This window comes from Paenarthrobacter aurescens, assembly GCF_025421775.1.
Lineage (GTDB): Bacteria > Actinomycetota > Actinomycetes > Actinomycetales > Micrococcaceae > Arthrobacter > Arthrobacter aurescens_B.
Window position 1 is genome coordinate 246,543 of record NZ_JAOEFX010000003.1, and the last position, 22,787, is coordinate 269,329.

A 22,787-nucleotide genomic window follows, 5' to 3' on the forward strand; every position below is an offset into this window, starting at 1 on the left:
CTTCTGTTATTGTGCAACGTGTTTCCTAAGTCAATGAAATCTGGTCGGTGCAAAAGTGTTGCATCAGTTGATTAATGAACTGGCACTCGTCGGAAAGCGCTCCAGAGCGGCGGAGCGGAAATGGGCATAGAGCTCAGCGTTTGCGGCCACGTGTCCCGGACCCCACTCAACATCAATGAATTCGATCAGGTCTTCGTGGTTGTTGTGTTCAGATTCCAGCATTAAACGGAACGGATCACGGTGTTTTGTGACGTGGTGAGTGTCGCCTGTGTTCTGGACGTAGAGGATGCGGGGGAGTTTTTCCAGCATCGCATACGTTTCGACCACCGACGTGGAAAGCCTAAAGGCTCGTGCTTCATCCACATCGACATCAGACTTCAAACAGGTGGATAGGGCAACATCGGCGCTTGTCCGGAAGTATTCCCTTACGTCTGTTTGGGGGTTGAAGACCAATGCGACAGAATCCGGCAGGTATGCGGCAACCTGAAGTGCAGTGAATCCGCCACCCGAGCTGCCGGATAGGAGAATACGCGTGGAATTCGTTTCGAGCTGAAGCTTGCGGATGCACTCCGCCATGAACCGATGGACATTGACGCTGCCATCTCCGAGATACCAGGAGAGGGTCATGTTCTTGTTGAGGTCCAGCGAGGGATCCTGGAAGACGGCATGGTTTCCCCCCTCCATGAGCTCGGAGGTAAGCCCCTGGAAGAAAGGCAACGTTGTTTTCGTTCTATTGATCGCCCCATGGAACCTGACTGACAAGAGGTCAGACGGCCCGCGTCCTACCGCGAAAGGCAGAACCAAGCCTCCCAGGTTGGCGGAGTAAATCTTGGACTTTTCGCCATCCTCGAAACCGACCTCATTCGGGGATTTGATGGTCTGGATCTGACGGCCATAAGTCTTTGAGCGAAGATCAACGCCGGTCCAGGCAATCAGCGGTTCACGCATCACACCCAGAGCGCTGTTGTTCAGCTCGATTTCCTCGGTGAGGTCGTTCCCCAGGACATCGACGATGCCCGTACGCAGGCCTTGATCGTCGCTCGAGTCATTTGTTGCGTCGAGAAGAAGGTTGAGAAGGATGCTCAAAGCCTCCAATCGTGCACTTCGGGTGTCGTCCTGTTGGGCAACCCATGCCTTCAACTGACCCCAGTACCTCGTGGTGAACAGGCCGTCATCTGGTTTTGGTGCTTCCCACGCGACCGCTGCGTCCCGGCAGAGGTCCATAGTCTTCAGCCAGGCTGACCTCACGTCGTCAAGCTCGGAGGATATAGTTCCTTCCTCGCCGAGGGTTACCGAAACGCGATCCTCCTCCACAGTCAAATTGAATTGGTAGCGCCCGGAGAGCGCACTCAACGCTATTCGTCCGCCCGTGGCGTCCATTTTCTTAACCGAGAAGTTCCCCGATTGCGGTGCAGCGATGATGGTGATGAACCTGAAGCGCCTCCCGCTCTGTGTCGCGGACACGACCTGGGTTGGCAGTTTCTCCATCCACTTCCTGGACATCCAGCCGTCAAAGGGTTCTTCTGAACCCTTCACGGTCGAGATTGCAGGCGCGTTGCCTTTCCAAAGGAGGAAGGAGGACGTGTCGTCGCGGTCCAATCGCAGGCCACCCGGGATACTCTCCACCGCCGTGTCGGTGTCAAGGTGCCAGCGCTGCCTTGCGGAGACCTCATCAGCACTGAATACGTTGTCAATTATGAGGAAGAATTCGCCGCCACGGCAGTAGACGACACGCCTCTTCAATTCGACACCTTTGTAACCAGAGTCCGCAAAAGTGAAGTCGTCAACTTCATCGCTGGTGAATGACCTTAGGAGGGCCACTTCGGTCTTGGGGTTGTATACCCTGCCCTCGACTTCCACCACATTGTGTCCAAGCCGCGACAAGCAGTAGTCGCGCATAGCATCTTTTTTGTATGCGTACTTACCTGCGTCAACCAGCCATGGGTGCCCGTTTGAATGAAGGGTCAGGGAAGCGCCATCTTGGTGGCCATGAACGCGGTTTGCCTTGCCGTACGAGAGGGAGAAGAAGGTTTCCTTCTTGAAATCGCGTTCGTGATCGCCCCAGCCGCTGCGCCCGAAGACGTACCCCTTTTGATAGATCTTTGTGAGCTCGGCGGGCGGTTGTCCGGTAGCTCCTTGAGACTTCACGTAGTCCAATTCGGGGGAAGACAATGCGCCCGGGGTCGTTGCTTCCGTGTCACCAATCAATTCGAAGGTGCCGTCGGGCTTTGTGGCATGGGCAAGTTCCAAGTAGGCGAGATTCAGCCTGTCTGCAGAGGCCGGACGGGGCACCCCTTCCACGTCAAGACGTTTGAAGGCCTCCTCCCACCAGACAAGGTTGTTCTTGTGATAGCCGATGGCGCCTTCGATATTTACGCCCTGTTCGTCGTAGTTTTCCTCGAACAAGCTCGTGAGGCGCTGAACAGCCAGTTTGGTCCATTCATTGTTGCCCAGGGCTGAGCCGATGACGAAAAGAGCCTGATGCTGATGCAGTGCATGATTTGAATGACCGAGATGTTTGGAGTCGGCAAGCCACAAGCCGTGTGCATGGATGGAATTCACCAGCCATTGATCTTCGCCTTCCTGAACCATCGGGAGGCCGAATGTCAGGACCATTGCACGTAGGGCTTCCACCATGTCAGCCCATGCATAGCTGACAAGATTGCCTTGCTGGTCCTTCTCCTTCGGATCCGACTGAGGATTGGCTGCAATCCACGACTTGCACGTTTGCAGCCAAAACTCTTGTGCGTCCCGGTCTCCCTCCATGGCTACCCTGCGGACGGGCTCCAGCCAGCGCAGCATGTGAAGTTGCGCCTGCCAGTTCCGTTGCCCGAACGGATCAGCCTTCCAGTCGATGTCGTCTTGGAAATTCCACGTCGGGTGCGGACGCATGCTGAGTTGGCCGGCGAGGAGTTCGTCAGTCAGTGTGCGGTCCGTTGACCTCTTCCTGAACATCTCTCCGAACGTCTGGCGACGAACAACGTCGAGATCTACTGCGTGGGTGGTCATGCGATTCCTTACGCCGTAATCGGGCTATCTGCCCCTGAACGGCCACATTCGAGCACTATCTTAGGTGAGCGCCACTCGGAGCAACTGTCACATGCAGAGCGGGGACAATGCGTAACGGCTGTTCGGAGGCAAGTGTGCCTACCCGCGGGGGATAGGCATCTGCCCCGGCTGGACGTCCAGCCAGGGCAGGTTCAAATCAGCTTAGGAATTCCGGAATGCGTGAACCGGTACCGAGGAGTTGGGCTACAGCTGCAACAGTTCGCTCGGCAGCCTTGCCGTCACCGTAGGGATTTACGGCGTTTGCCATTGCGTCAAATGCGTCCTGCTGATTCAGAAGGCGGTCGACTTCCTTGACGATCTTCTCTTCGTCCGTGCCGATAAGTGTGACTGTTCCGGCATCGACCGCTTCCGGCCGTTCAGTGTTATCACGCATGACCAGAACCGGCTTGCCGAGACTGGGCGCTTCTTCCTGGACTCCGCCGGAATCCGTGAGAACGATGTGGGCCAAGGAGAGCATCCGGGTGAATTCGCCGTAGGCCAATGGCTCAGTGACGATGACGTTCTCTTTGCCTTCCAGCGCAGGCAGAACCGCTTCGCGAACAACAGGGTTTTTGTGGGCCGGCAACACGATCACGAGCTCCGGCTCTGCTTCGGCAATGCGGGCCAGTGCGCGGCCAACACCACGCATGGCATCGCCCTGGTTCTCGCGGCGGTGTGTCGTCACCAAAAGGATCCGACGCCCGCTGGCAGCAAGCTCCTCCAGTTGCGGATCGGAGAACGGGATGTGCTTGTCCACGGTGGTCAGGAGCGCATCAATGACCGAGTTGCCGGTGACGACAATATCGTGTTCGGAGACTCCCTCGGCCAGGAGGTTGGCCCGGCTTACGCTGGTCGGGGCCAGGTGGAGGCTGGAGATCTGGCTCGTTATCTTGCGGTTTGCTTCTTCGGGGAACGGGGAGAACAAGTCACCACTGCGGAGACCGGCCTCTACGTGAACCACAGGGATGCCGTGATAGAAGGCAGCGATGGCACCGGCGGTGGACGTAGTCGTGTCGCCCTGGACAATGACTGCGTCTGGCTTGTTGGACGCAAACAGCTTGTCCAAGCCATCAATCGTGCGCGTCATGATGGCAGACAACGATTGACGTTGCTGCAGGATGTTCAAATCGTGGTCAGGGACGATTCCGAACAACTCGTTGACTTGGTCCAACATCTCACGGTGCTGACCGGTGACGGTCACCACGCACTCGAAGTCCGCGGACTCTTGAAAGGCGGTGACGATCGGAGCCATTTTGATGGCTTCCGGACGTGTACCGAAAATAGGCATGACGATGGGCATGGATTCCCCCAGAAAGGCAGTGGCTGACCTGCCGATGTTATCGCACCGTCCGTCGAGGTCCTCAATTACGTATGACGCGAAGAAGGCTCAGGGCGCAAACATCAAGGTCAGAGCCAGAACCGGAATGCTCAGAGAGACAAGCGTCACAACCATGAGGGCTACCAAACGTTTGCGTCGGAGGCTGGTGTCCTTGGACGGTGTTGCGCAAGCCGCTGGGACCTCTGGTACTGACGGCTTGGCAATTGGCCGCGATCCAGGCGGTGTTCGGTTGGCAGCGGCTGGCCCAGCCCGCCCGGTCTTCATCTTCCTGGGCTGATGCCCAGAAAGGAGGGTCGGCGGAACATCGCCCCTGAAACGCCGCCTTCGCATGTGACGCGGAGAGGGCGAAAGGGTCCCCGCTCGGGGAACAGAGTTCGTCACTTCATCACTCCTCGGGTGCGTTGAAACGGAACGGGGTCACGTCCAATTCTTGCATCCAGGGACTCCGGTGACACATCCAACCACCCTGAAAGAGCATCTCTGCTGCCGTTCGGGCGGGTGGAGAGGAGCGTCATGGCGACGGTGGCCGGCCCGCCTTGGTGGGCCGGCCACCGTCAGCGTGTGTCAACCGCGATCGGAGTAAAGCGCGTCATTCTTTACTCCCGAGCCGTTAGTCACATTTATGAAGTAGTTCTTGCCCGATCCAAGCGAAGTGCTGCCAAGCTTGGCTGTTACCGACTCCAGAAGTGGATTGATGCCCAGTTGCTTCCCGTACGTTGAGTTGTAGCCGGTGGCTGGGACGGTCTTATCAAACACCCTCCCGTAAGCATCCGTCCATTTGATCTGTACCGTTCCGCCGCTCAGGCTGTGACCAGTGACCAGCACGTCACCATTTCCGTAGAATATGGAGTCGGTAATGACGGGGGTTGTGCTGCTGGTCTTGAGCCGATTCAGCATCGGGGCATACGTCCCGGAACATGTGAAGTAGGGATCCCACATGAACGAAATTACCTTTCCGGGGGTGTTGCCCAGCTGCTGGAGCTGCCTATCAATTCTCGCCTTCGTTGTTTGACCGCGAAGGCTGTTGTCGCAAGGATTCTGCGAAGTCGCTGGCGCCATGCCTTCCAGGTTCGCCCACAGCTCCGCCCCGGTACCCTCCACACCTTCAGCCAGGGCTGCGAAGTAGTCACGCGTTGGCGCCAAATACTTGCCACCCCATGTTCCGCTACCCACTATCGCGGCGGCATACTGGTCCACGCTGTTTCCGGATTCACTTCCGAAGAATGAAGCACCTTTGCCGGTGCCCATGCCGTCTTGGACTGCGATCGCGAGATCCACCCCGTTTGCAGTGTTGGCAATGTTCTCTACTGCTTGGCGCGCCTGATCAACTGTGACTCTGCCGGAGAAAGCGCTACGAGAGTCGATGTACGGGCTGACAATTGCTGAGCGGGTTGGCTGGTATTGGGCGATTCTTGAGTTTTGGATTTCGTACACCGTCAGAACGGCATCCCAGACGGCCCCATTGCTGAGCGGCATTTCGGTGTGGTGATAGAAACCTGCCAAGCCGGGAACGTTGTTGACTTTCGCCTGATACAGCAGAAACCTCGCAGTGAAAAGCGAAAATGTCGATTGGTAGGAGAGATCCGGCAGATACGTCAGGTCAGTCCTTTTGACCGGCGCAGGCAGGCCTGCGTAGTACTTCATGCCCAAATCGGTAGCTGTCTTGCCCAGTGAAATGGAAATAGAAGATTGGCCGCCGGTTATCACCACCACGTCATAGGTATTTGTAGGCGATGTGCAACCGCTTCCTTGAACGGGCAGCAGCAGAATGGTGTATCTTGCGGTGCCGCTGGTGAGTGTCTTATCACGCGCGCACAGTAGGGCCGGTGATCCCCATGAGCTGTTGTCTGAGTAGGTGAAGTAGCGGTTTACGCTAACGCCGGAAGCGGCAGCTTTCGCGCAGTTGACCCCTGATAGTGTGCACGCCGTGGGGATGGTGGAGAGCGTTGCAGGCTTGAGCAGGGAGCCGAAGGTGATCACAGTGTCACCACCTACTGACTTTATATCTGTCAGCTTTTTGAGATTGGTTGCGTCGCTGGTACTGCCATAGATGAAGTATCCACTGATGGGGTAAACGGGCGAATTTGCAGCTTGGGCCGGGGACCCGTGCAGGACACCGAGCACCAGAACCATAGCTGCCATTAGGCCTGCTATTAGGTGACGTGTCTTGCGGGGTAGATAGGTTGTCGGCTCTGCTCTGAAAGTGGCCACGGAGGATCCTTGGGCTCGTAGGGTGAGACCTTGGACCTATGGCAAAAGGATGGCGCGCTTACTCCTCAAAACTCAATAGCTTGACTGGAATCTTCACGTGTCCAAAAAAGTGGCAAATGTCCTGTAGAGCTTTGACAACAACGTCGGCTGCAAACTGCATGGGATTACGAGACTTGTCATATTACGGCAGCCTTTATGAGCCCCACTAGTTGGACAAACACTCCGGTCTAACCCACGTGTCCATCAACCCGCCCGTTTCCACCACGAAACGGTCCAGCCAAGCAATCGCAGAAAGGTCCGGCTGGGACCCGACCATCTGCACCTCGGCGGACGTACATTGGCCAATCAGGGTGCCGGCGCGCATCAAGTGATATTCCGATGTCACCACGGTCACAGACTTCCACCCATGTTCAGCAATCAAGGCGCGAAGAGCCTCGGCCTCACCCCTCGTATTTAGAGGCGAAGGACGGAAGCAGACCAGATCAGGATCAGCCTGGTCCTCATCGCACAGCGCGTCGCCTTCCACGTTGCCGGCCAGGCCAGTCGTTGAGACCACGAGGACGGGGATATCCAGCTCTTGCTGCAGCTTCTGGGCCACCGGCAGCCGTTCCTTGCTCATGCCGCCCAGTACTACGATCGCGTCCGTACGGTGGGGCGTCACTTGAGGAGGGTTATAGAAGAACTGGACTGCCGCTAGCACCCAGAGCAGAGCTGCCAGCAGACATGCCCCCACAACAACGCCAATGACACGCATGGCGGAGGCAGTTTTGAGGGGCACGGGGACAGTCTAAGGTCCGGAAATGGGTGTTCCCTCCCAGTCAAAAGCGCCGGAACTGCCTATCGGGTATCAACATCCTCAAATACAAGGAAAGTCTGGGTATCCAGCACGCCATCCATGGACTGCAATTGGTCGAAGATCACACGGCGGAGGTGGATGTTGTCGGTTGCGCGGACCAGCAGGATGACGTCGAAGTCCCCGCCCACCAGTGCGATGTGGTGGACCTCCGGGATCGCCCGCAACTGTTCCTTCAGTTCGCGCCAGGAGTGCTGCTGAACTTTCAAGGTCACATAGGCAGATGACCGTAGGCCCGCCTTGATGGGGTCAACCAGGGCTGTGAACTTCGTCAGCACCCCCTCGCCGGTGAGCCGGGCGATCCGTGAGTAGGCGTGAGCGCGACTGATGTGGACGTTCTCGGCCACCTGGGTGATGGACATGCGCCCGTCGGTGGTCAGCTCGCGGATGATGTCCCGGTCCACGCTGTCCAGGGGAACGGCGGTCAGTTCCGCTTCGGTCTCACTCATGGCACTCCAAATCGTCTACAGCACGGGCACGTTACCCAGCTCACAATTACAATTTGTCTTTCAGAATAGCCACTTCTTGCAAGCTCTTCCATGATTCGGCGGAAAGCTGGATACGAAACATCGCCGAGGAACATACTGGAAGCACATAGTGGCTAGAGAAGGACGGACCAATGACGATCCATGCAGACCACTCTGCGCCGGAGACGGCTGTAGAGGACCATGCTGCTGACGTTCGGACAAAATTCGGCATCAGCGTTGAGGACTACATGCTCCCCGCCCGGCACCAAATCCAGATGGTGAATCCTGACGGCAGCCTCCGATCCCATGACGAGCAAGGCACCGAACCCGGCCACGAGTACCCCACGCCCAGCGATGCTGAGCTGATGGCCGCTTATGAGCAGCTCGTCGTCGGCCGCCGGGTCAACGACCAGAACTCCGCGCTCGTCCGGCAGGGCCGTATGGCCGTCTATCCCTCAAGCCACGGCCAGGAAGCCTGCCAGGTTGCGGCTGCCATGTGTCTCAGCGAAGGTGACTGGCTGTTCCCCACCTACCGTGACGCCGTCGCTGTCATGACCCGAGGCGTGGACCCTGTTGAGGTGATGACCATCTTCCGCGGTGATTGGCACGGCGGGTATGACCCCAAAGAGCACAACGTCGGCATCCAGTGCACCCCGCTGACCACGCAGCTGCTTCACGCCGTCGGTGTGGCCCATGCGGCCAAGCTGCGCGGCGAAGACACCGTAGTGATGGCCATGTGTGGCGACGGCGCTACCAGCGAAGGCGACTTCCACGAGGCCCTGAACTTCGCTGCCGTTTTCCACCTGCCTGTCATCTTCTTCGTGCAGAACAACAAGTACGCCATTTCCGTACCGCTCAGCCACCAGTCCGTGGCGCCGTCGCTGGCCCACAAGGCTGTTGGCTACGGCATGGCCGGTGAGCGCGTGGACGGCAACGACCTGGTCGCACTGCTCGCCGTGATGGACCGGGCCGTGAAGCTGGCCCGCGAAGGCTCCGGGCCGCTGCTGATCGAGGCCCACACCTACCGCATGCAGGCCCACACCAACGCCGACGACGCCACCCGCTACCGTCCGGACAGCGAAGTCGCCGAATGGCAGGCCAAGGATCCGCTGGCTCGCATGAAGTCGTACCTCACAGACAAGGGTCTCCTTGACGACGAGGCCACCAACAGGATCGCTGAGCACGCCGAAGCCGTCGCCACCCAGCTCCGTGAGGGTCTGGGCGAGGATGTTCCGGTTCAGCCGCTGGACCTCTTCAAGTACGTCTTCGCCAAGCCCACCCCGCAGCTGAAGGAGCAATCCGAACTGCTCGCCAGCGAACTCGCACGAGAGGAGAGCGCAAAATGACCGTCACCACCACTGCCAACGGCACCACCACAGCCAATGTCAGCGCCGCCACCGCAAACGCCGCCGCCTCTGCCGCAGCAACAGCCGAGGCAACCGGCCCGCAGAGCCTCACCATGGCCAAAGCGCTCAACACCGCCATGGCTGATGCCATGCGCAATGACCCGTCGGTCCTGGTCTTCGGCGAGGATGTCGGCATGCTGGGCGGCGTCTTCCGCATCACCGACGGACTCATGGCCGAATTCGGCGAACAGCGCTGCTTCGACACTCCGCTGGCGGAATCCGGCATCGTCGGGATGGCAGTGGGCATGGCCATCAACGGCATGCGACCCGTCATCGAAATGCAGTTCGACGCCTTCGCCTACCCGGCCTTCGAGCAGATCGTCAGTCACGTAGCCAAGATGCACAACCGCACCAAGGGCAAGCTCAAAATGCCCATGGTCATCCGTGTTCCGTACGCCGGCGGCATCGGGGGAGTGGAGCACCACTGCGACTCCTCCGAGTCCTACTACGCCCACACCGCTGGCCTCAAGGTCTACACACCGGCCACCGTGGCCGACGGCTATCGCATGCTGCGCGAAGCCATAGATTCGGACGACCCCGTGATGTTCATGGAGCCCAAGAAGCTCTACTGGTCCAAGGACCAGGTGGACTTGGGCGCCTTGCGGGCAGAGCATGACGCCGGCACCTCCACCGAGGGCCGCGCAGCTGTTGCCCGTCCCGGCACTGACGCGACGCTCATCGCTTACGGTCCGTCCGTTCCCACCGCACTCGCCGCGGCTGCGGCGGCTGCTGAGGAAGGCCGCTCGCTCGAGGTCATCGATGTCCGCACCCTCGTCCCTTTCGATGACGAGACCGTCTGCGCGTCCGTGCGCAAGACGGGACGCGCCGTCGTGATTGCCGAAGCCCATGGCTTCGCGTCCGTGTCCTCCGAGATCGTGGCCCGCGTCCAGGAACGTGCGTTCCACTACCTCGCCGCACCGATTCTCCGAGTGACCGGCTTCGACGTCCCCTTCCCGTCTCCCAAATTGGAGCACTACTACCTGCCGAGCGTCGACCGCATCCTCGACGCCGTCGACGAACTGCAATGGGAGGACTGACCATGAGCTCAGATATGCAGGTCTTCAAACTGCCCGACCTGGGGGAGGGCCTCACCGAGGCTGAACTGGTGAACTGGCTCGTCGCCGTGGGTGACGAGGTCAGGGTTGACCAGCCCATCGCCGAAGTCGAGACCGCCAAATCCATGGTTGAGGTGCCCTCGCCTTACGCCGGCACAGTCGCCGAGCTGCACGGGGAACCCGGCCAAACGCTCGACGTCGGCAAGCCGCTCATCTCGATCGCTCGGATCGGTTCCGACGCGGCTGCGCCCGCTGCCGTCGCGGAGTCTGTCGCTCCTGCCGCCGTATCCTCGGGGATCGAGGCTTCGCCCGCCGCTGATGCTGCCGCGGAGACGTATCGCACGGAGGAGAAGGCCGGTTCCGGCAACGTTCTGATCGGCTATGGCACCCCTGGTGGGGCGACCGGTGGACGAACCCGGCCGCGCAAGGCGAGTGTCGCCGTCGTGGATCGCGTTGCTGAGCCCGCTGCTGAACAGGTCATGGAGCCGGCGGTTGCCGGGACTCGCATTCCTGGCAAGCTCAGTGCAGTCATCTCGCCGCTGGTGCGGAAGATGGCGCGCGACCATGGTGTTTCCCTCGACGCGATTGAGGGTTCGGGTTCCAGCGGGCTGATCATGCGCCGGGATGTGGAGGCCGCCATTTCGGCGCCGGAGGCTCCTGCCGCTCCTGCGGTTGCTCCGTCCAAGGCAGAGGTGCCCGCCGCTGCTGAGGGCACTGTTGACGGCCGGACGGGCTTGGCCGTATCGGCCAGGACGACGGTCCGTGGTGTTCGCAAGGCCGTTGCCGCGAACATGACCCGCAGCCGTTCGGAAATCCCCGAAGCGACTGTTTGGGTAGATGTCGACGCCACGGCTTTGTTGGACATGCGGGCAGAGCTCAAGAAGCGCGCTCCGCACGATACCCCCGGACTGCTGGCCTTTATCGCTCGTTTTGTCACGGCCGGGTTAAAAAAGTACCCCGCCCTGAATACGCGCTTCGAAACGGCCCCGGATGGTTCGCAGGAGATCGTCGGATTCGACGGCATCAACCTCGGCTTCGCGGCCCAGACCGATCGTGGACTCGTTGTCCCGTCCGTCCGCAATGCCCATGCGTTGAGTGCCCGTGAGCTGGACGCTGAGATTCGGCGGCTGACCGCCGTCGCCCGTGAGGGGAAAGCGACTCCAACCGAACTGGGCTCGGGCACCTTCACGCTCAACAACTACGGTGTGTTCGGCGTGGACGGCTCGGCCGCGATCATCAACTACCCGGAGGTTGCGATGCTCGGCGTGGGCCGCATCATCGACAAGCCCTGGGTGGTCAACGGTGAGCTGGCCGTCCGCAAGGTCACCGAACTCACCCTCGCCTTCGACCACCGCGTGTGCGACGGAGAGACGGCTGCAGGCTTCCTGAGGTACGTTGCTGATGCAATCGAGAACCCGGGTGGCGCACTCGCGGATATGTAGGTTTACGCTGCCCTATGTGGTGAGGGAAGGGACCCTGATTTTGGAGATCGGGGTCCTTTGCCGTCTCGGGGATCCGGGTCGTCCGATCCTGACGCCCGCGTCGTTCGTTTGGGTGTCAATCGTCGGCCGTCCGGTTCCCACAGCCCGACCCGGTAGGCTGGAAGCTGCTTTTTGACGCTCTAAAACCGAGGTACCGTGCGAGTCGTAGTTCTTGGAGACATTGGTCAATCCATTTATCACGTGGGTGACGAAGCGATGACCCATGCCGTAGTGGACGAACTCCACGCCCGCGGAATCACGGACATTGTGCTTCTGTCCCGGAACCCTGAACAGAGCAGCAAACTGTATGGCACGGCCGCGGTCAAGACCTTGAAGTTCCCTTGGCCCCCCAACCGCCGCGAGACGTACCTGCAGGAAATTCAGGCCGTCCTCGCGGGTGAAACGGATGCCCTTCCTTCCGACGATCAGGTCTACGCACTTATCGAGACCATCAAGTCTTCCGACGGTGTGGTCATTGCAGGCGGCGGCAACATGAATTCCCCGTATGGCTGGTTGCTGTACGAACGGGCAGCCGTGGGCGCCATCGCCAAGGCACTCGACAAGCCGCTGGTCATCTCCGGACAGACTGTGGGACCCGTACTCACGGGGCCCGACTACGACGCCGCTGTGGAGCTCTTCCGCTCGGCTTCGCTTTCCAGTGTCCGCGAGCAAACGTCCTTCGAGCTGATGCGGGAAGCCGGCGTCCCGGCCGGATTGACCTTGGACGACGCCAGCTTCCTCAAAGAGGGTCCTGCCGACGCAATCTATTCGTCGGCCGTTCCGACGTACCAGCCCAACCCCAACCGGCCATACATTGTGGCCAGTTTCGCGCCTGGCACGGGAGCGATGGACAGGGACGACTTCAACCAGGGTGTAGCTGACCTGCTGGACAGGATCGCCGACGCCGGCCAAGTGGACGTCGTGATGATTCCGCACATGTCCCGTCCGGGGAACCGCGACATGGACATGGAGACGCACGAGGATATCCGCCGCCGGATGCGTTCCAAGAACGTCACCGTCTGCGGGCAGTTCACTGCGGAAGACGCTGCATCCCTGACGATGCGGGCAGAATTCGTCGTCGCCAGCAGGTACCACCCCATTGTTTTCGCGTTGGCAGCAGGGGTGCCTTGCCTTGGTATCGCCGTGGACTACTACGGAGAAGTCCGTCTGGGCGGGGCCCTCGCGAACTGGGGCCTCGGCCACACCCTGCGGTCATTGCGGCACATGGTGACCCCCGGGTTTGACGACTATGTGGACCTTCTCTGGAAACGCCGGAATGACATCCGGGCGTACCTGCAGGACCTCAGGATCGCGCAAAGCTCCTTCCAAAGCGCATGGTGGGACGCCGTCGTTGAGACTCTCAAAGGCGCCACCCTGGACGGCCCGGTTCTCAGCCTGCCGGAACCGGTCTTCCCTGAACTGCACTCGGGGGAGCATCCTGCCGCTGCCAAACTTACGGCCAACAACGAGTCGCACATTGGTCACCAGTCTGTGGAGCTTTATCGGCTGACCCATGCCCTGGAGGACACCACCGGCACTCTCGCCGCGGTGGAAGCTGAGCACGAGAAGTTGCGGCTTGCGTTGGAAGACTCGGCAGGGAAATTAACGGCAGTGGAGACAGAATCCAACGAGCTCCAGAACCAGCTCCGGACTCTCGAGACCTCCCTTGTTGTGCGGGTGGCACGACGCTTGAAGTTGCTCCGGGCCTGACCCGCCAGTCTTCCAGCATCCCCTCGGTTTTGGTGGGTAGAGTAGAGGCCTGAACATCGCCGGATTGCAGTGGATACGGAGCACGAATTGTCAGCTTGGCTAGAACTCGGACCCAACAACTACGTCTTGGAAACCGAGGGATCGTTACTGAACACCGGGCTCGTGGTGGGCTCTGAGCTTGCCATGGTCATCGACACCGGCTGCGGCCCCCGCCAAGGCCGGGAGATTCTCGCTGCAGTCCGCGAAAAAACCCAGATCCCGCTGGTGGTGGTGAACACCCACGCGCACTATGACCACTTCTTCGGCAATGCAGTTTTTGCCGACGACGGCGTCACGGAGTTTTGGGCGCACGCCAACTGTGCGGCGGCCATCGAGCGCGACGCCGATAACCAGCGACGCTTTGTAGCTACGAACGAACCTGAGATGGCAGCAGGGGAGGGCGACGCCGTCGACATCGTTGTTCCCAACGCGCTGGTCCATGACCAGCCGGTCCTTGTGGACCTGGGCGGAATCACAGCAACACTCTTCTATCTGGGACGTGCGCATACTGACGGCGACCTCCTGGTAGGCACCAGCTCCACGTTGTACGTGGGGGACCTGGTGGAGCAGGGCGCGCATCCATCGTTCGAGGATTCATATCCGGAGGAGTGGGCAGACGCCCTGCGGCACATCTCCGCACTGCGCCACCGTTACGAGTTCCTGGTCCCCGGGCATGGAAAACCTGCAAGCGACGAGTTCGTCAAAACCATGGCCGACACGATGAGCACCGCCGTCCGTCAGGCCACCCAGAGCATTCGGGACATGCCTTCCGACGCAACCAAAGCGATTCCGGTGCTGCCTTACGGCCCGGAGCAGTCCCGCTGGTTCATCAAGAGGCTCCAGGAAACCAACGCCCAAGGACGGACCTCGTTGGCGACTCCGGACGCCGGGCCGGGCAAGGCCGGTTTCTATCCGTCATAAACAAGGGTCCTTATAAATTTCCATTTCGTTTACTCCCAGCCATGGACTAATTGGTGACAGCCGTCCTAGGATGAAGGCGACCATTCGGTTCGCGACTACCTGGGGGTGTCGAGATGAAGGGCACACGCGCATTCCCGCGTGCTACCAACATTCTCCGCTCCGTCATGATCGCTGGAGCCGGCACGGCAATCTGGATGGCACTCTCCGCAACAGCTGCGAGTGCTGACACCGGAGCCGCGGATAACCACTCAATACTTGGCGGAGCAACGTCCTACGTATCCTCTGCTGTTTCCTCGGCAACAGACGCCGTCGGATCTGTTGCAAAGGCTGCTGTTCCACCTGCGACGGCTCCCGGCATCAGCATCCCTGTCCCGAACGTGCCGCTGCCTGCCCCCGTTAAAGCGGTAGTGCCCACGAAGCCGATAACTGTCCACGTTCCGGTGGTGACGCCCATCGTGGAGCAAGTTGGGGGATCGGTCGACACAATCGTAGAGACCGTTCCAGTCGTCAACCACGTAGTTCCCGGCGGCACTGTCGAAACTGTTGTGGACACAGTGGTGGCACCAGCGACGGGGGCTGTCGACCAGTCGGTCGAGGCCGTGGTTCCTCCGGTCAACGAAGCCCTGGCACCCGTCGCCTTGGCACCCGTCACCGATGTGACCAGCCCCATTCTTCAACCGATCGTCGATGTGGTTGATGCCGTCCTTCCGCAGGTTCCCTCCGTTACTCCACCCGGCGTGCCGGGCCTTCCCGCAGCCCCTGGTGGTGACGCTGCCCCTGACGTCGGCACTATCCCAAGTTCCGGCGTCGTCAGTTCGCAGCAGGGGGCAACAGCGGTGGTGTCAGCGCTCAACGAGCCGCCATCCGCGCCATCGGAACTGTCTACATCCACAACAACTCCAAGCGCCGCTATTGACGTTTCACCGGTGCCCTCCATTTCACGCGTGCTCGGTTCTGTAAGCCCAGTACCGGCCGTTGGGGTCCAGTCGACGGCGGCCCCCAAAGCTCCCTCGGACATTCCAGCGGGTCCCGACTCAGTGCCCGCTGGACTCGCTGGTGCTGGCTCCGGTAATTCCCAAAACGGCCCGCCAAGCCCCGCCGCAGCCTTCCTCCACGGCGCACTGATCATTCCTGCAAGCTCCCTTACTGACCTTGTGACGGTCAGCGATGAACAACATCCAAAGCCGGTCTGTTTTGATCCCGGCTCTTCTCCTGATTAGTTCCCGCACCCAGCTGCGCAGCAACCCGCAGCAGACGGTTACGAGGGCGATCCGTCAACGGACGTCTCTGGGAACAAGACCTTCAGGAGAAGATCACAATGAACACGACCATTCGCAAGTGCCTCATCGGCACATGCTTTGCCGGGGGCATGATTGTCCTCAGCGCAACCGCGGCAAATGCCGCGGATACCACCAACGGCAAGGACGGGCTCCTATCCGGAACCCAGGTGGTAGCGCCTGTTACAGCGCCGATCACCGCCGGCGCCACCTCGCTTGGACTGTTGGGGGACTCAGCAGCTACGACGTCCGCGCCGGCAACTGCTGGAGGTTCAGGCGCAGTGCCTGCTGCCACCACCAACGGCTCCAACAGCATCGGCTCCGGGACGCAAGTAGTCGCCCCGGTCACGGTGCCCATAAACCTGGGCTCGTCGTCAGTGGGTCTGCTGGGGGGCTCCACTGTGGCGAGCCCAGCCACACCTGCCGCACCAGCAGCGGCAACAAGTTCGACGCCGGCCGCCGGAACCAGCGGTTCCGGCGGCATCGCCTCGGGAACCCAGGTGGTCGCTCCGGTGACCGTTCCCGTCACGGTGGGGTCGACGTCGGCGGGCGTTCTGGGGGACTCATCTGCCACCTCAACACCAGCAACATCAGCTCCTGCACCGGCTCAAGCGCCGGCGCAGGCAACAACGTCGGGGGGAGAGTCAATTGCATCCGGCGCTCAGGTAGTGGCTCCGATATCGGTCCCTGTTAACATCGGAGCCACTGCTGTGGGTGTGGCTGGGGATTCCTCGGCCACGTCCGGCACCGCCGGGTCTGCTGGCGGGACGGCCCCTGCTGGCAGCACTTCGGGTGCTTCGACGAGTGGTTCTGACGGGATTGGTTCGGGGACTCAGGTTGTTGCTCCGATTACGGCTCCGGTGAACCTGGGTGCCACGTCCGCTGGTGTGTTGGGTGATTCGTCCGCGACAAGCACCGGTACTGCGGGTGGGACTGCTCCTTCTGGCACGACTTCGGGTGCTTCGACGAGTGGTTCTGACGGGATTGGTTCCGGCACTCAGGTTGTTGCTCCGATTACGGCTCCGGTGAACCTGGGTGCCACGTCCGCTGGTGTGTTGGGTGATTCGTCCGCGACAAGCTCCGGCACTTCCGGCGGGACGGCCCCTTCGGGCACCACCGGTGGCAGCACCACATCCGGCAGCAATGGGCTGCTCTCCGGCACCCAGTTAGTCATTCCGATTACGGCTCCTGTAACCGTCGGGTCCACGTCAGTGGGCGTCGGAGGCGGCTCGGTTGGCACCGTCACGCCTCCGGTTGTGAATCCTCCGGTTGTGAACCCGCCGGTTGTGAACCCGCCTGTGGTGAATCCTCCGGTTGTGAACCCGCCGGTCGTGAACCCTCCTGTCGTCACCCCTCCCGTGGTAAACCCGCCGACAGCTAACCCACCTGCTGACGGCAACACCCCCGCTACAGGCATCAGTGCAGGAGCCGGCACCCAAACCGGCGCCGTTGTAACCCTGGGTTCCACTCAGGGTGCGATGACCGCGGCAGCTTCCACCGCCGTCGGGAGTTCAAGCGAGCTGGCCAACACGGGACTGAACGGCACCTTCGTCCTCTGGGCAGGAGCCATGCTCTTGATAGGCCTGCTCCTGGCCGCAGGTAGCCGCCGTAAGGCAACCGCCAACCGTCGGTAGTCCGCGGCAAGCAATCCCGCTTCGCATGTAGTTGTTGCGGCTCCGGATCCCGGAGCCGCAACAACTGCGGACTCCACTAGTGCGCGAGTGCGCATTGCACAACGTAATGCTGGGCCCGCCCCCAACACCAGCAGTCCTAGGATGAAAGGGATGACCAAGACCCAGACGAATCAAGCGTTTAGCCTCCGCAGCGTTGCATTGCCGGCCTTCGGGCCAGCACTGCTGTTCTGCATCGGCGAAGGGGCGGTCCTTCCAGTCATTGCCCTCTCGGCGCGTGACCTCGGGGCATCTGTGGCCGTTTCGGCGTTGATCGTGACCCTGATCGGACTGGGCTCCTGGATCTTCAACATTCCGGCGTCGATCATCACGGAGAAGTTCGGCGAACGATGGTCGATAGTCGGCGCCGGCGCACTGGGAGCAATTGCCCTGGGTGCGGCGGCGTTCGCGCCGCAAATGGAGCACGGTCTCTGGTTACTGGCGGCCTCCATGACTTTCGTGGGAATGTCCGCCAGCGTCTTCAACCTCGCCCGGCAAAAGTTCCTCACCGAAGCTGTCCCCGTTCTATACCGCGCACGGGCGCTGTCCACGCTGGGAGGCGTGACCAGGATCGGCATCTTCATTGGGCCGTTCGTTGGTGCTGGCGTCATGCAGTTCGCCGGAATCAGCGGCGCGTACTGGGTGGGCTTTGCGGGCATGATGGCGGCCGCGGCGTTGTCGCTCACCATCCCGGACCTGGTGGCCCCTGACACGTCCGACGGCGGTCCGCGCCCTCCGGCTTCCACGTTGCGGAGCGTCGCGGTATCCCACGCGGGAGTATTCCTGTCCGTTGGTTTCGGGATCCTGCTCCTCAGTGCTTTGCGTGCCTCGCGACAGGTGGTCATACCGCTGTGGGCGGATCACCTGGGCCTCGACGCCACACATGCTTCCCTGCTCTTCGGCCTCTCCGGAGCGATCGACATGCTGGTGTTCTACCCTGCCGGAAAACTCATGGACAGGAAGGGGCGGCAGTGGGTGGCCATCCCGTCCACGGTGATCATGGGGAGCGCCCTGATCCTGATCCCGTTCACTGGCGGGTTCGTGCCGTTGCTCCTGGTTGCCCTGCTGATCGGCTTCGGCAACGGTATCAGCTCCGGACTCATCATGACGCTCGGCGCCGACTTTTCACCGGACAACGGGCGGAGTCACTTCCTCGGGATCTGGCGCTTCATCGCCGACTCCGGCGCTACCGGGGGACCGGTGCTCCTCTCGGGACTGACGGCCGCCATTTCACTGTCCGCAGGCATCTGGGCCACAGGCGTGCTGGGGTTCGCGGCCGCGGTGGTGTTCGCCGTCGCAATTCCCAGGCTGAAGCACCGGCGTAACTACTAGGTGGACGTTTCGCGGCACCAATTAAGGGGTCATTGGCCGCCACGGCTAGACTACCGTGGTGCCAGAAAACCAATCCGCTGATATCCCCACGCCATCCACCTTTGATGATCTTGGGGAGTTCCTGTCCGCTGAAGAGGTTCCCGCGGGGCTGATTGAGATCCAGTATCAAGGCTTGCCGCTCGAGATACTGAACATCCCCGCCGACTCGGATACTACGCTCGTTTGTTTCCATGGTGCGGCCGAAAAGGACGTCCGACTCCCTTGGTTCCTCGGGCAAGGTGTGACGGCTGGACTGCCAGTCAACCGGGTCTTTATCTCCGATCCAAGCCTCCGTAAATCTTCGGAATTCAACCTCGCTTGGTACGCGGGGTCCAGCGAGCAACCTGACCTGCAAGCGACGCTGGCAGACGTTGTCCGACGTATCATCCGGGAAACCGGAGGGTACAACGTAGTGTTCTTCGGTAGCTCTGCCGGCGGATACGCCAGCCTTGCTGTGTCGCGCTTTTTCCCTACTTCGCTGGCGCTCGCGGTCAATCCTCAGACCTCGATATCCCGCTTCTACCCCGGGGCGGTGGAGCGCTACATGACTTACGCGTGGGATATGGAAGGCAAAGACATGTCCGAGTTGCCTGCGAGTGTGGCTCATGACTTGATTCCGGCCTACTCGGCCAGTTTCAGCCATACGGTTGCACTTATTCAGAACGCCAAGGATTGGTTTCATGTCCAGAAGCATCAGCTCCCCTTTGTGGACGCCGTTGGTGGCTCTGAGAACTTGTACATGCTGATGGACCGCTGGGGACCTGACACTGGGGACGGCCATATCCCACCACCAAAAGAGCTGCTAAGGGCATGTTTTGAAGCCTTGGCGACGTGCGGGGGAGACTGGCCGACAGGACTCGCGGAGTGTGGCTTTCAAGCCGAAACCACACGCAGGGATGTGAAGCGCCGGGTATTGGATACCGCTCCAGGGCCCGCCGAGTAGGATAACGCCCGCGCGCATAAGCAACCGAAAAAGGGTGTATCTCTGCCTCCCCCGCGTCGCACTCACAGGAAATTCGCAGGAAACTCCAGAGAGTGGCTAAACTCATGCTGGCCGTAGACTCGCGGCCATTTTTCCGCGCTCTTGGGGGCGTTTGAGCAGAGGGCGCTGTCTATGCAGAACCGACGGAGAGCCAGCGTGCGCTCTCAACTATTCCTTGTGGGCGTCATCGCGATGGTTGGAGCCGGTCTGCCGGCCCTTCCCGCTGCGGCAGCTGATGAACCTACGCCACCAACGCCAAAGGCAGCAGCCGGGCCCGCAGCTACCACTGCAGGAACTGCCGTACCGACGGACCAGTTCATTGTGAAGTTCAAGGAACGAGCCGGCATCCAGTCTGCAGACAGGCAGTCCTCGCTCAACCGGGTGGCCGGTGCTGCAGGCGTATCAGTGGAGAACCTGCGGGCCACAGCATCCGGTGCAGACGTTGTTAAAGCCGACAGAAAGCTGGGAGCTGACGAAGCCAACGAGTTTGTGGCCGCCCTGGCTGCGGACCCCAACGTGGAGTACGCCGAACCGGACGTGATCATGCGGGTTCAGGAAGTCAGACCCAACGATACGTACTTCGGCATTCAATGGGGCCTGGGTGATTCCTACGCTGGGGGCATTCACACGCCGACAGCCTGGGATATCAATCAGGGTGAGGGCAGTGTGGTTGCTGTCGTTGACAGTGGCATTCTCAGCCACACAGACCTCAATGCCAACGTCCTTCCGGGCTATGACATGATCGGCGATCCCGCTGTTTCCCGGGACGGGGACGGCAGGGACTCGAACCCCCGGGACGAGGGCGACGCCACAACCGCAGGACAGTGCGCGGCCGGGGAGCCGGCCGAGCGGTCGTCATGGCACGGAACGCACGTTGCAGGCATTATTGCTGCCGTAGCCGGCAATGGAAAAGGCATTGCGGGCGTAGCGCCCAAAGCCAAGGTGGTGCCCGTACGCAGCATAGGCACATGTGGCGGATACCTCTCCGACATCGCTGAAGGGATTGCTTGGGCAGCGGGAGGAACAGTGAACGGCATCCCGGATAACCAGAACCCGGCCAGGGTCATCAATGTCAGTATTGGCGCCCAGGGTACGTGCCCCAGAGCTTTCCAAAACGCAGTGGACTTCGCCACGGAACTGGGAGCCTCCGTAGTGGTTTCGGCCGGCAATCAGAACGTGGACGCCTCACTGGTGAGTCCTGCCAACTGCCGCGGCGTCGTTGCCGTAGGAGCCAGCACCAAGGCCAATCGCAAGGCGTACTACTCAAACTTTGGCGCGGCCGTGGACCTCATGGCGCCAGGCGGCGACATGAGCGTTGACGTGTTTGACGGGATTGTCTCCACACTCAACAACGGCACCGACCGTGCCACCACAGAGGATTACTATCTCAAAGCCGGAACATCCATGGCAGCGCCCCACGTAGCTGGTGTGGCCGCGATGATGTTGTCGATACTCCCCGCCATGACACCGGCAGATGTGGAACAGAAGCTGAAGGGCACCGCAGGGCCGCTTACTTGCGTCGACTGCGGTAACGGCCTTCTCAATGCGGACCGGGCATTGCGGGACATCCAGGCGGAGGCCGCCCCCATCGTGGCTGGCACACCGACCATTTATGGGGAGCTGTCAGTAGGCAACCCGATCTGGGGAGATCCCGGATCCTGGGGTATAGCAGCCGCGACTAATTGGGAACTCCAGTGGCACCGCAATGGTGTCGCCATTCCCGAGGCAACCGGCTATGAGTACTTGCTCGTACCGGAAGATCTGGGTGCCGCGCTCACCTTCACAGTGAAGGCCAGCAAGAAGTTTGTCCCCGCGGTCTCGGCCACTTCGGCTCCCACTGCTGCAATTAAGCCCGGGACCCTGTCCTCGAGCGTTCCCACGATCAAGGGTTCAACCTACGTTGGGAATGTGTTGACGGTGGACCCAGGCAACTGGGGACCTGAGCCGGTGTCACTGTCCTACCAGTGGTACAGGTCAGGAAGCATGATCCAGGGTGCTACGGGGACCAGCTATTCAGTCGTGGATGCAGATGCTGCCAAGCCCTTGACGGTGCAGGTGACCGGAGCAAAGCAGGGTTACACCAACTCGTTCAAAACCAGTGCTGCTACTCAACCCGTGGTGACCGCTGACAAGGCAGTGACCCCGGCTGCAGTTGTCTTCGCGGACGCTCTCAACGTGGCTGACGACAAGTACACCATTCCCCAGTCCCTCGGCACTGAATACCAGGTCGGAGGCAGTACGGTCCCCGCGGGAACCTACCCCGCACGGGGGCAGACAAGGGTAACGGCCAAGATCAAGGACGGTTACGTGTCGGCCAACGGCGCCGTGACCGAATGGGCGGCTTACTTCAGCTTTAAGGGCGCGGCGTTTACGGCTCCGGCGGTATCACCCTTCAAGGATGTGCTGACCAAGCAGCAGTTCTACAAGGAAATGGCGTGGATGGCGGACCGGAAGATCTCCACGGGTTGGGTAGAAGCGGACAAATCCGTGACGTACCGGCCGCTGGCGCCCATCAACCGCGACGCAATGGCGGCATTCCTCTACCGGATGGCTGGATCACCCGCATACACGCCTCCGGCCAAGTCGCCATTCAAGGACGTGACAACCACCCAGCAGTTCTACAAGGAAATGTCTTGGTTGGCACAAACAGGCATCTCGTCCGGATGGACAGAATCGGATGGTTCCCGGACCTACCGACCCTTGACTCCGATTAACCGTGATGCCATGGCCGCCTTCCTGTACCGGCTGGCGAACCAACCCGACTACGCTGCGCCACCAGTGTCACCCTTCCAGGACGTTCAGACCTACCAGCTGTTCTACAAGGAGATGGCCTGGTTGTCGGAAATGAAAATCTCCTCCGGCTGGACGGACGCATACGGGGGCCGCACCTATCAGCCTTTGTCGCCCATCAACCGCGATGCCATGGCCGCCTTCCTCTACAGGATGCCGTAGCACTG

16 protein-coding genes are annotated in these 22,787 nt (G+C 60.7%); 11 read left to right on the forward strand and 5 right to left on the reverse strand.

Going from position 1 to position 22,787, the window contains the following annotated elements; all coding sequences use genetic code 11:
* Positions 1-63 precede the first annotated feature (63 nt).
* Entirely contained in the window at positions 64-3,009 is a 2,946-nt protein-coding gene (locus tag N7568_RS07295) for a heparinase II/III family protein (protein ID WP_261609228.1), read from the reverse strand.
* 196 nt (positions 3,010-3,205) lie between these two features.
* Positions 3,206-4,348 (reverse strand): non-hydrolyzing UDP-N-acetylglucosamine 2-epimerase, encoded by a 1,143-nt coding sequence (wecB, locus tag N7568_RS07300; RefSeq protein ID WP_261609229.1) that lies wholly within the window; start codon positions 4,346-4,348, stop codon positions 3,206-3,208.
* A 151-nt stretch (positions 4,349-4,499) separates the two neighbouring features.
* Here wecB and N7568_RS07305 point away from each other — a divergent pair, with 151 nt between their 5' ends.
* On the forward strand, positions 4,500-4,664 hold the full coding sequence (locus N7568_RS07305) for a hypothetical protein (RefSeq protein ID WP_261609230.1): 165 nt from the start codon (positions 4,500-4,502) through the stop codon (positions 4,662-4,664).
* Between the two features lie 287 nt (positions 4,665-4,951).
* On the opposite strand, the gene N7568_RS07310 is transcribed toward N7568_RS07305, so the two are convergent.
* The 3 genes from N7568_RS07310 to N7568_RS07320 form a co-directional block, all read right to left on the reverse strand.
* Positions 4,952-6,529, reverse strand: coding sequence for a hypothetical protein (locus tag N7568_RS07310; protein ID WP_261609231.1), 1,578 nt, complete (start codon positions 6,527-6,529; stop codon positions 4,952-4,954).
* Positions 6,530-6,803: 274 nt separating this feature from the next.
* Positions 6,804-7,376, reverse strand: a complete 573-nt coding sequence (locus tag N7568_RS07315; RefSeq protein WP_261609232.1) for a YdcF family protein — start codon at positions 7,374-7,376, stop codon at positions 6,804-6,806.
* Between the two features lie 59 nt (positions 7,377-7,435).
* On the reverse strand, positions 7,436-7,900 hold the full coding sequence (locus tag N7568_RS07320) for an Lrp/AsnC family transcriptional regulator (protein WP_261609233.1): 465 nt from the start codon (positions 7,898-7,900) through the stop codon (positions 7,436-7,438).
* A 170-nt stretch (positions 7,901-8,070) separates the two neighbouring features.
* Between N7568_RS07320 and pdhA the strand changes: the two genes are divergently transcribed.
* The 10 genes from pdhA to N7568_RS07370 all read left to right on the forward strand — a co-directional run bounded on the left by pdhA (position 8,071) and on the right by N7568_RS07370 (position 22,782).
* Positions 8,071-9,264, forward strand: coding sequence for a pyruvate dehydrogenase (acetyl-transferring) E1 component subunit alpha (gene pdhA, locus N7568_RS07325; RefSeq protein ID WP_261609234.1), 1,194 nt, complete (start codon positions 8,071-8,073; stop codon positions 9,262-9,264).
* The gene (locus N7568_RS07330) at positions 9,261-10,361 is read left to right on the forward strand and encodes an alpha-ketoacid dehydrogenase subunit beta (protein WP_261609235.1); all 1,101 of its coding nucleotides are present in this window, start codon (positions 9,261-9,263) and stop codon (positions 10,359-10,361) included. The genes pdhA and N7568_RS07330 overlap by 4 nt, the downstream gene beginning before the upstream one ends.
* Before the next feature lie 2 nt (positions 10,362-10,363).
* Positions 10,364-11,821, forward strand: a complete 1,458-nt coding sequence (locus N7568_RS07335) for a dihydrolipoamide acetyltransferase family protein (RefSeq protein WP_261609236.1) — start codon at positions 10,364-10,366, stop codon at positions 11,819-11,821.
* A gap of 195 nt (positions 11,822-12,016) precedes the next feature.
* Positions 12,017-13,570, forward strand: a complete 1,554-nt coding sequence (locus tag N7568_RS07340) for a polysaccharide pyruvyl transferase family protein (protein ID WP_261609237.1) — start codon at positions 12,017-12,019, stop codon at positions 13,568-13,570.
* A gap of 87 nt (positions 13,571-13,657) precedes the next feature.
* Entirely contained in the window at positions 13,658-14,530 is an 873-nt protein-coding gene (locus N7568_RS07345) for an MBL fold metallo-hydrolase (RefSeq protein ID WP_261609238.1), read from the forward strand.
* A gap of 113 nt (positions 14,531-14,643) precedes the next feature.
* The gene (locus N7568_RS07350) at positions 14,644-15,750 is read left to right on the forward strand and encodes a hypothetical protein (protein WP_261609239.1); all 1,107 of its coding nucleotides are present in this window, start codon (positions 14,644-14,646) and stop codon (positions 15,748-15,750) included.
* Positions 15,751-15,848: 98 nt separating this feature from the next.
* Positions 15,849-17,441 (forward strand): cell wall anchor protein, encoded by a 1,593-nt coding sequence (locus tag N7568_RS07355; RefSeq protein WP_261609240.1) that lies wholly within the window; start codon positions 15,849-15,851, stop codon positions 17,439-17,441.
* A 150-nt stretch (positions 17,442-17,591) separates the two neighbouring features.
* Positions 17,592-18,809, forward strand: coding sequence for an MFS transporter (locus tag N7568_RS07360; protein WP_261609241.1), 1,218 nt, complete (start codon positions 17,592-17,594; stop codon positions 18,807-18,809).
* Between the two features lie 58 nt (positions 18,810-18,867).
* Positions 18,868-19,791, forward strand: a complete 924-nt coding sequence (locus N7568_RS07365; RefSeq protein WP_261609242.1) for a hypothetical protein — start codon at positions 18,868-18,870, stop codon at positions 19,789-19,791.
* A 171-nt stretch (positions 19,792-19,962) separates the two neighbouring features.
* The gene (locus N7568_RS07370; protein ID WP_261609243.1) at positions 19,963-22,782 is read left to right on the forward strand and encodes a S8 family serine peptidase; all 2,820 of its coding nucleotides are present in this window, start codon (positions 19,963-19,965) and stop codon (positions 22,780-22,782) included.
* The last annotated feature ends 5 nt before the right edge of the window (positions 22,783-22,787 follow it).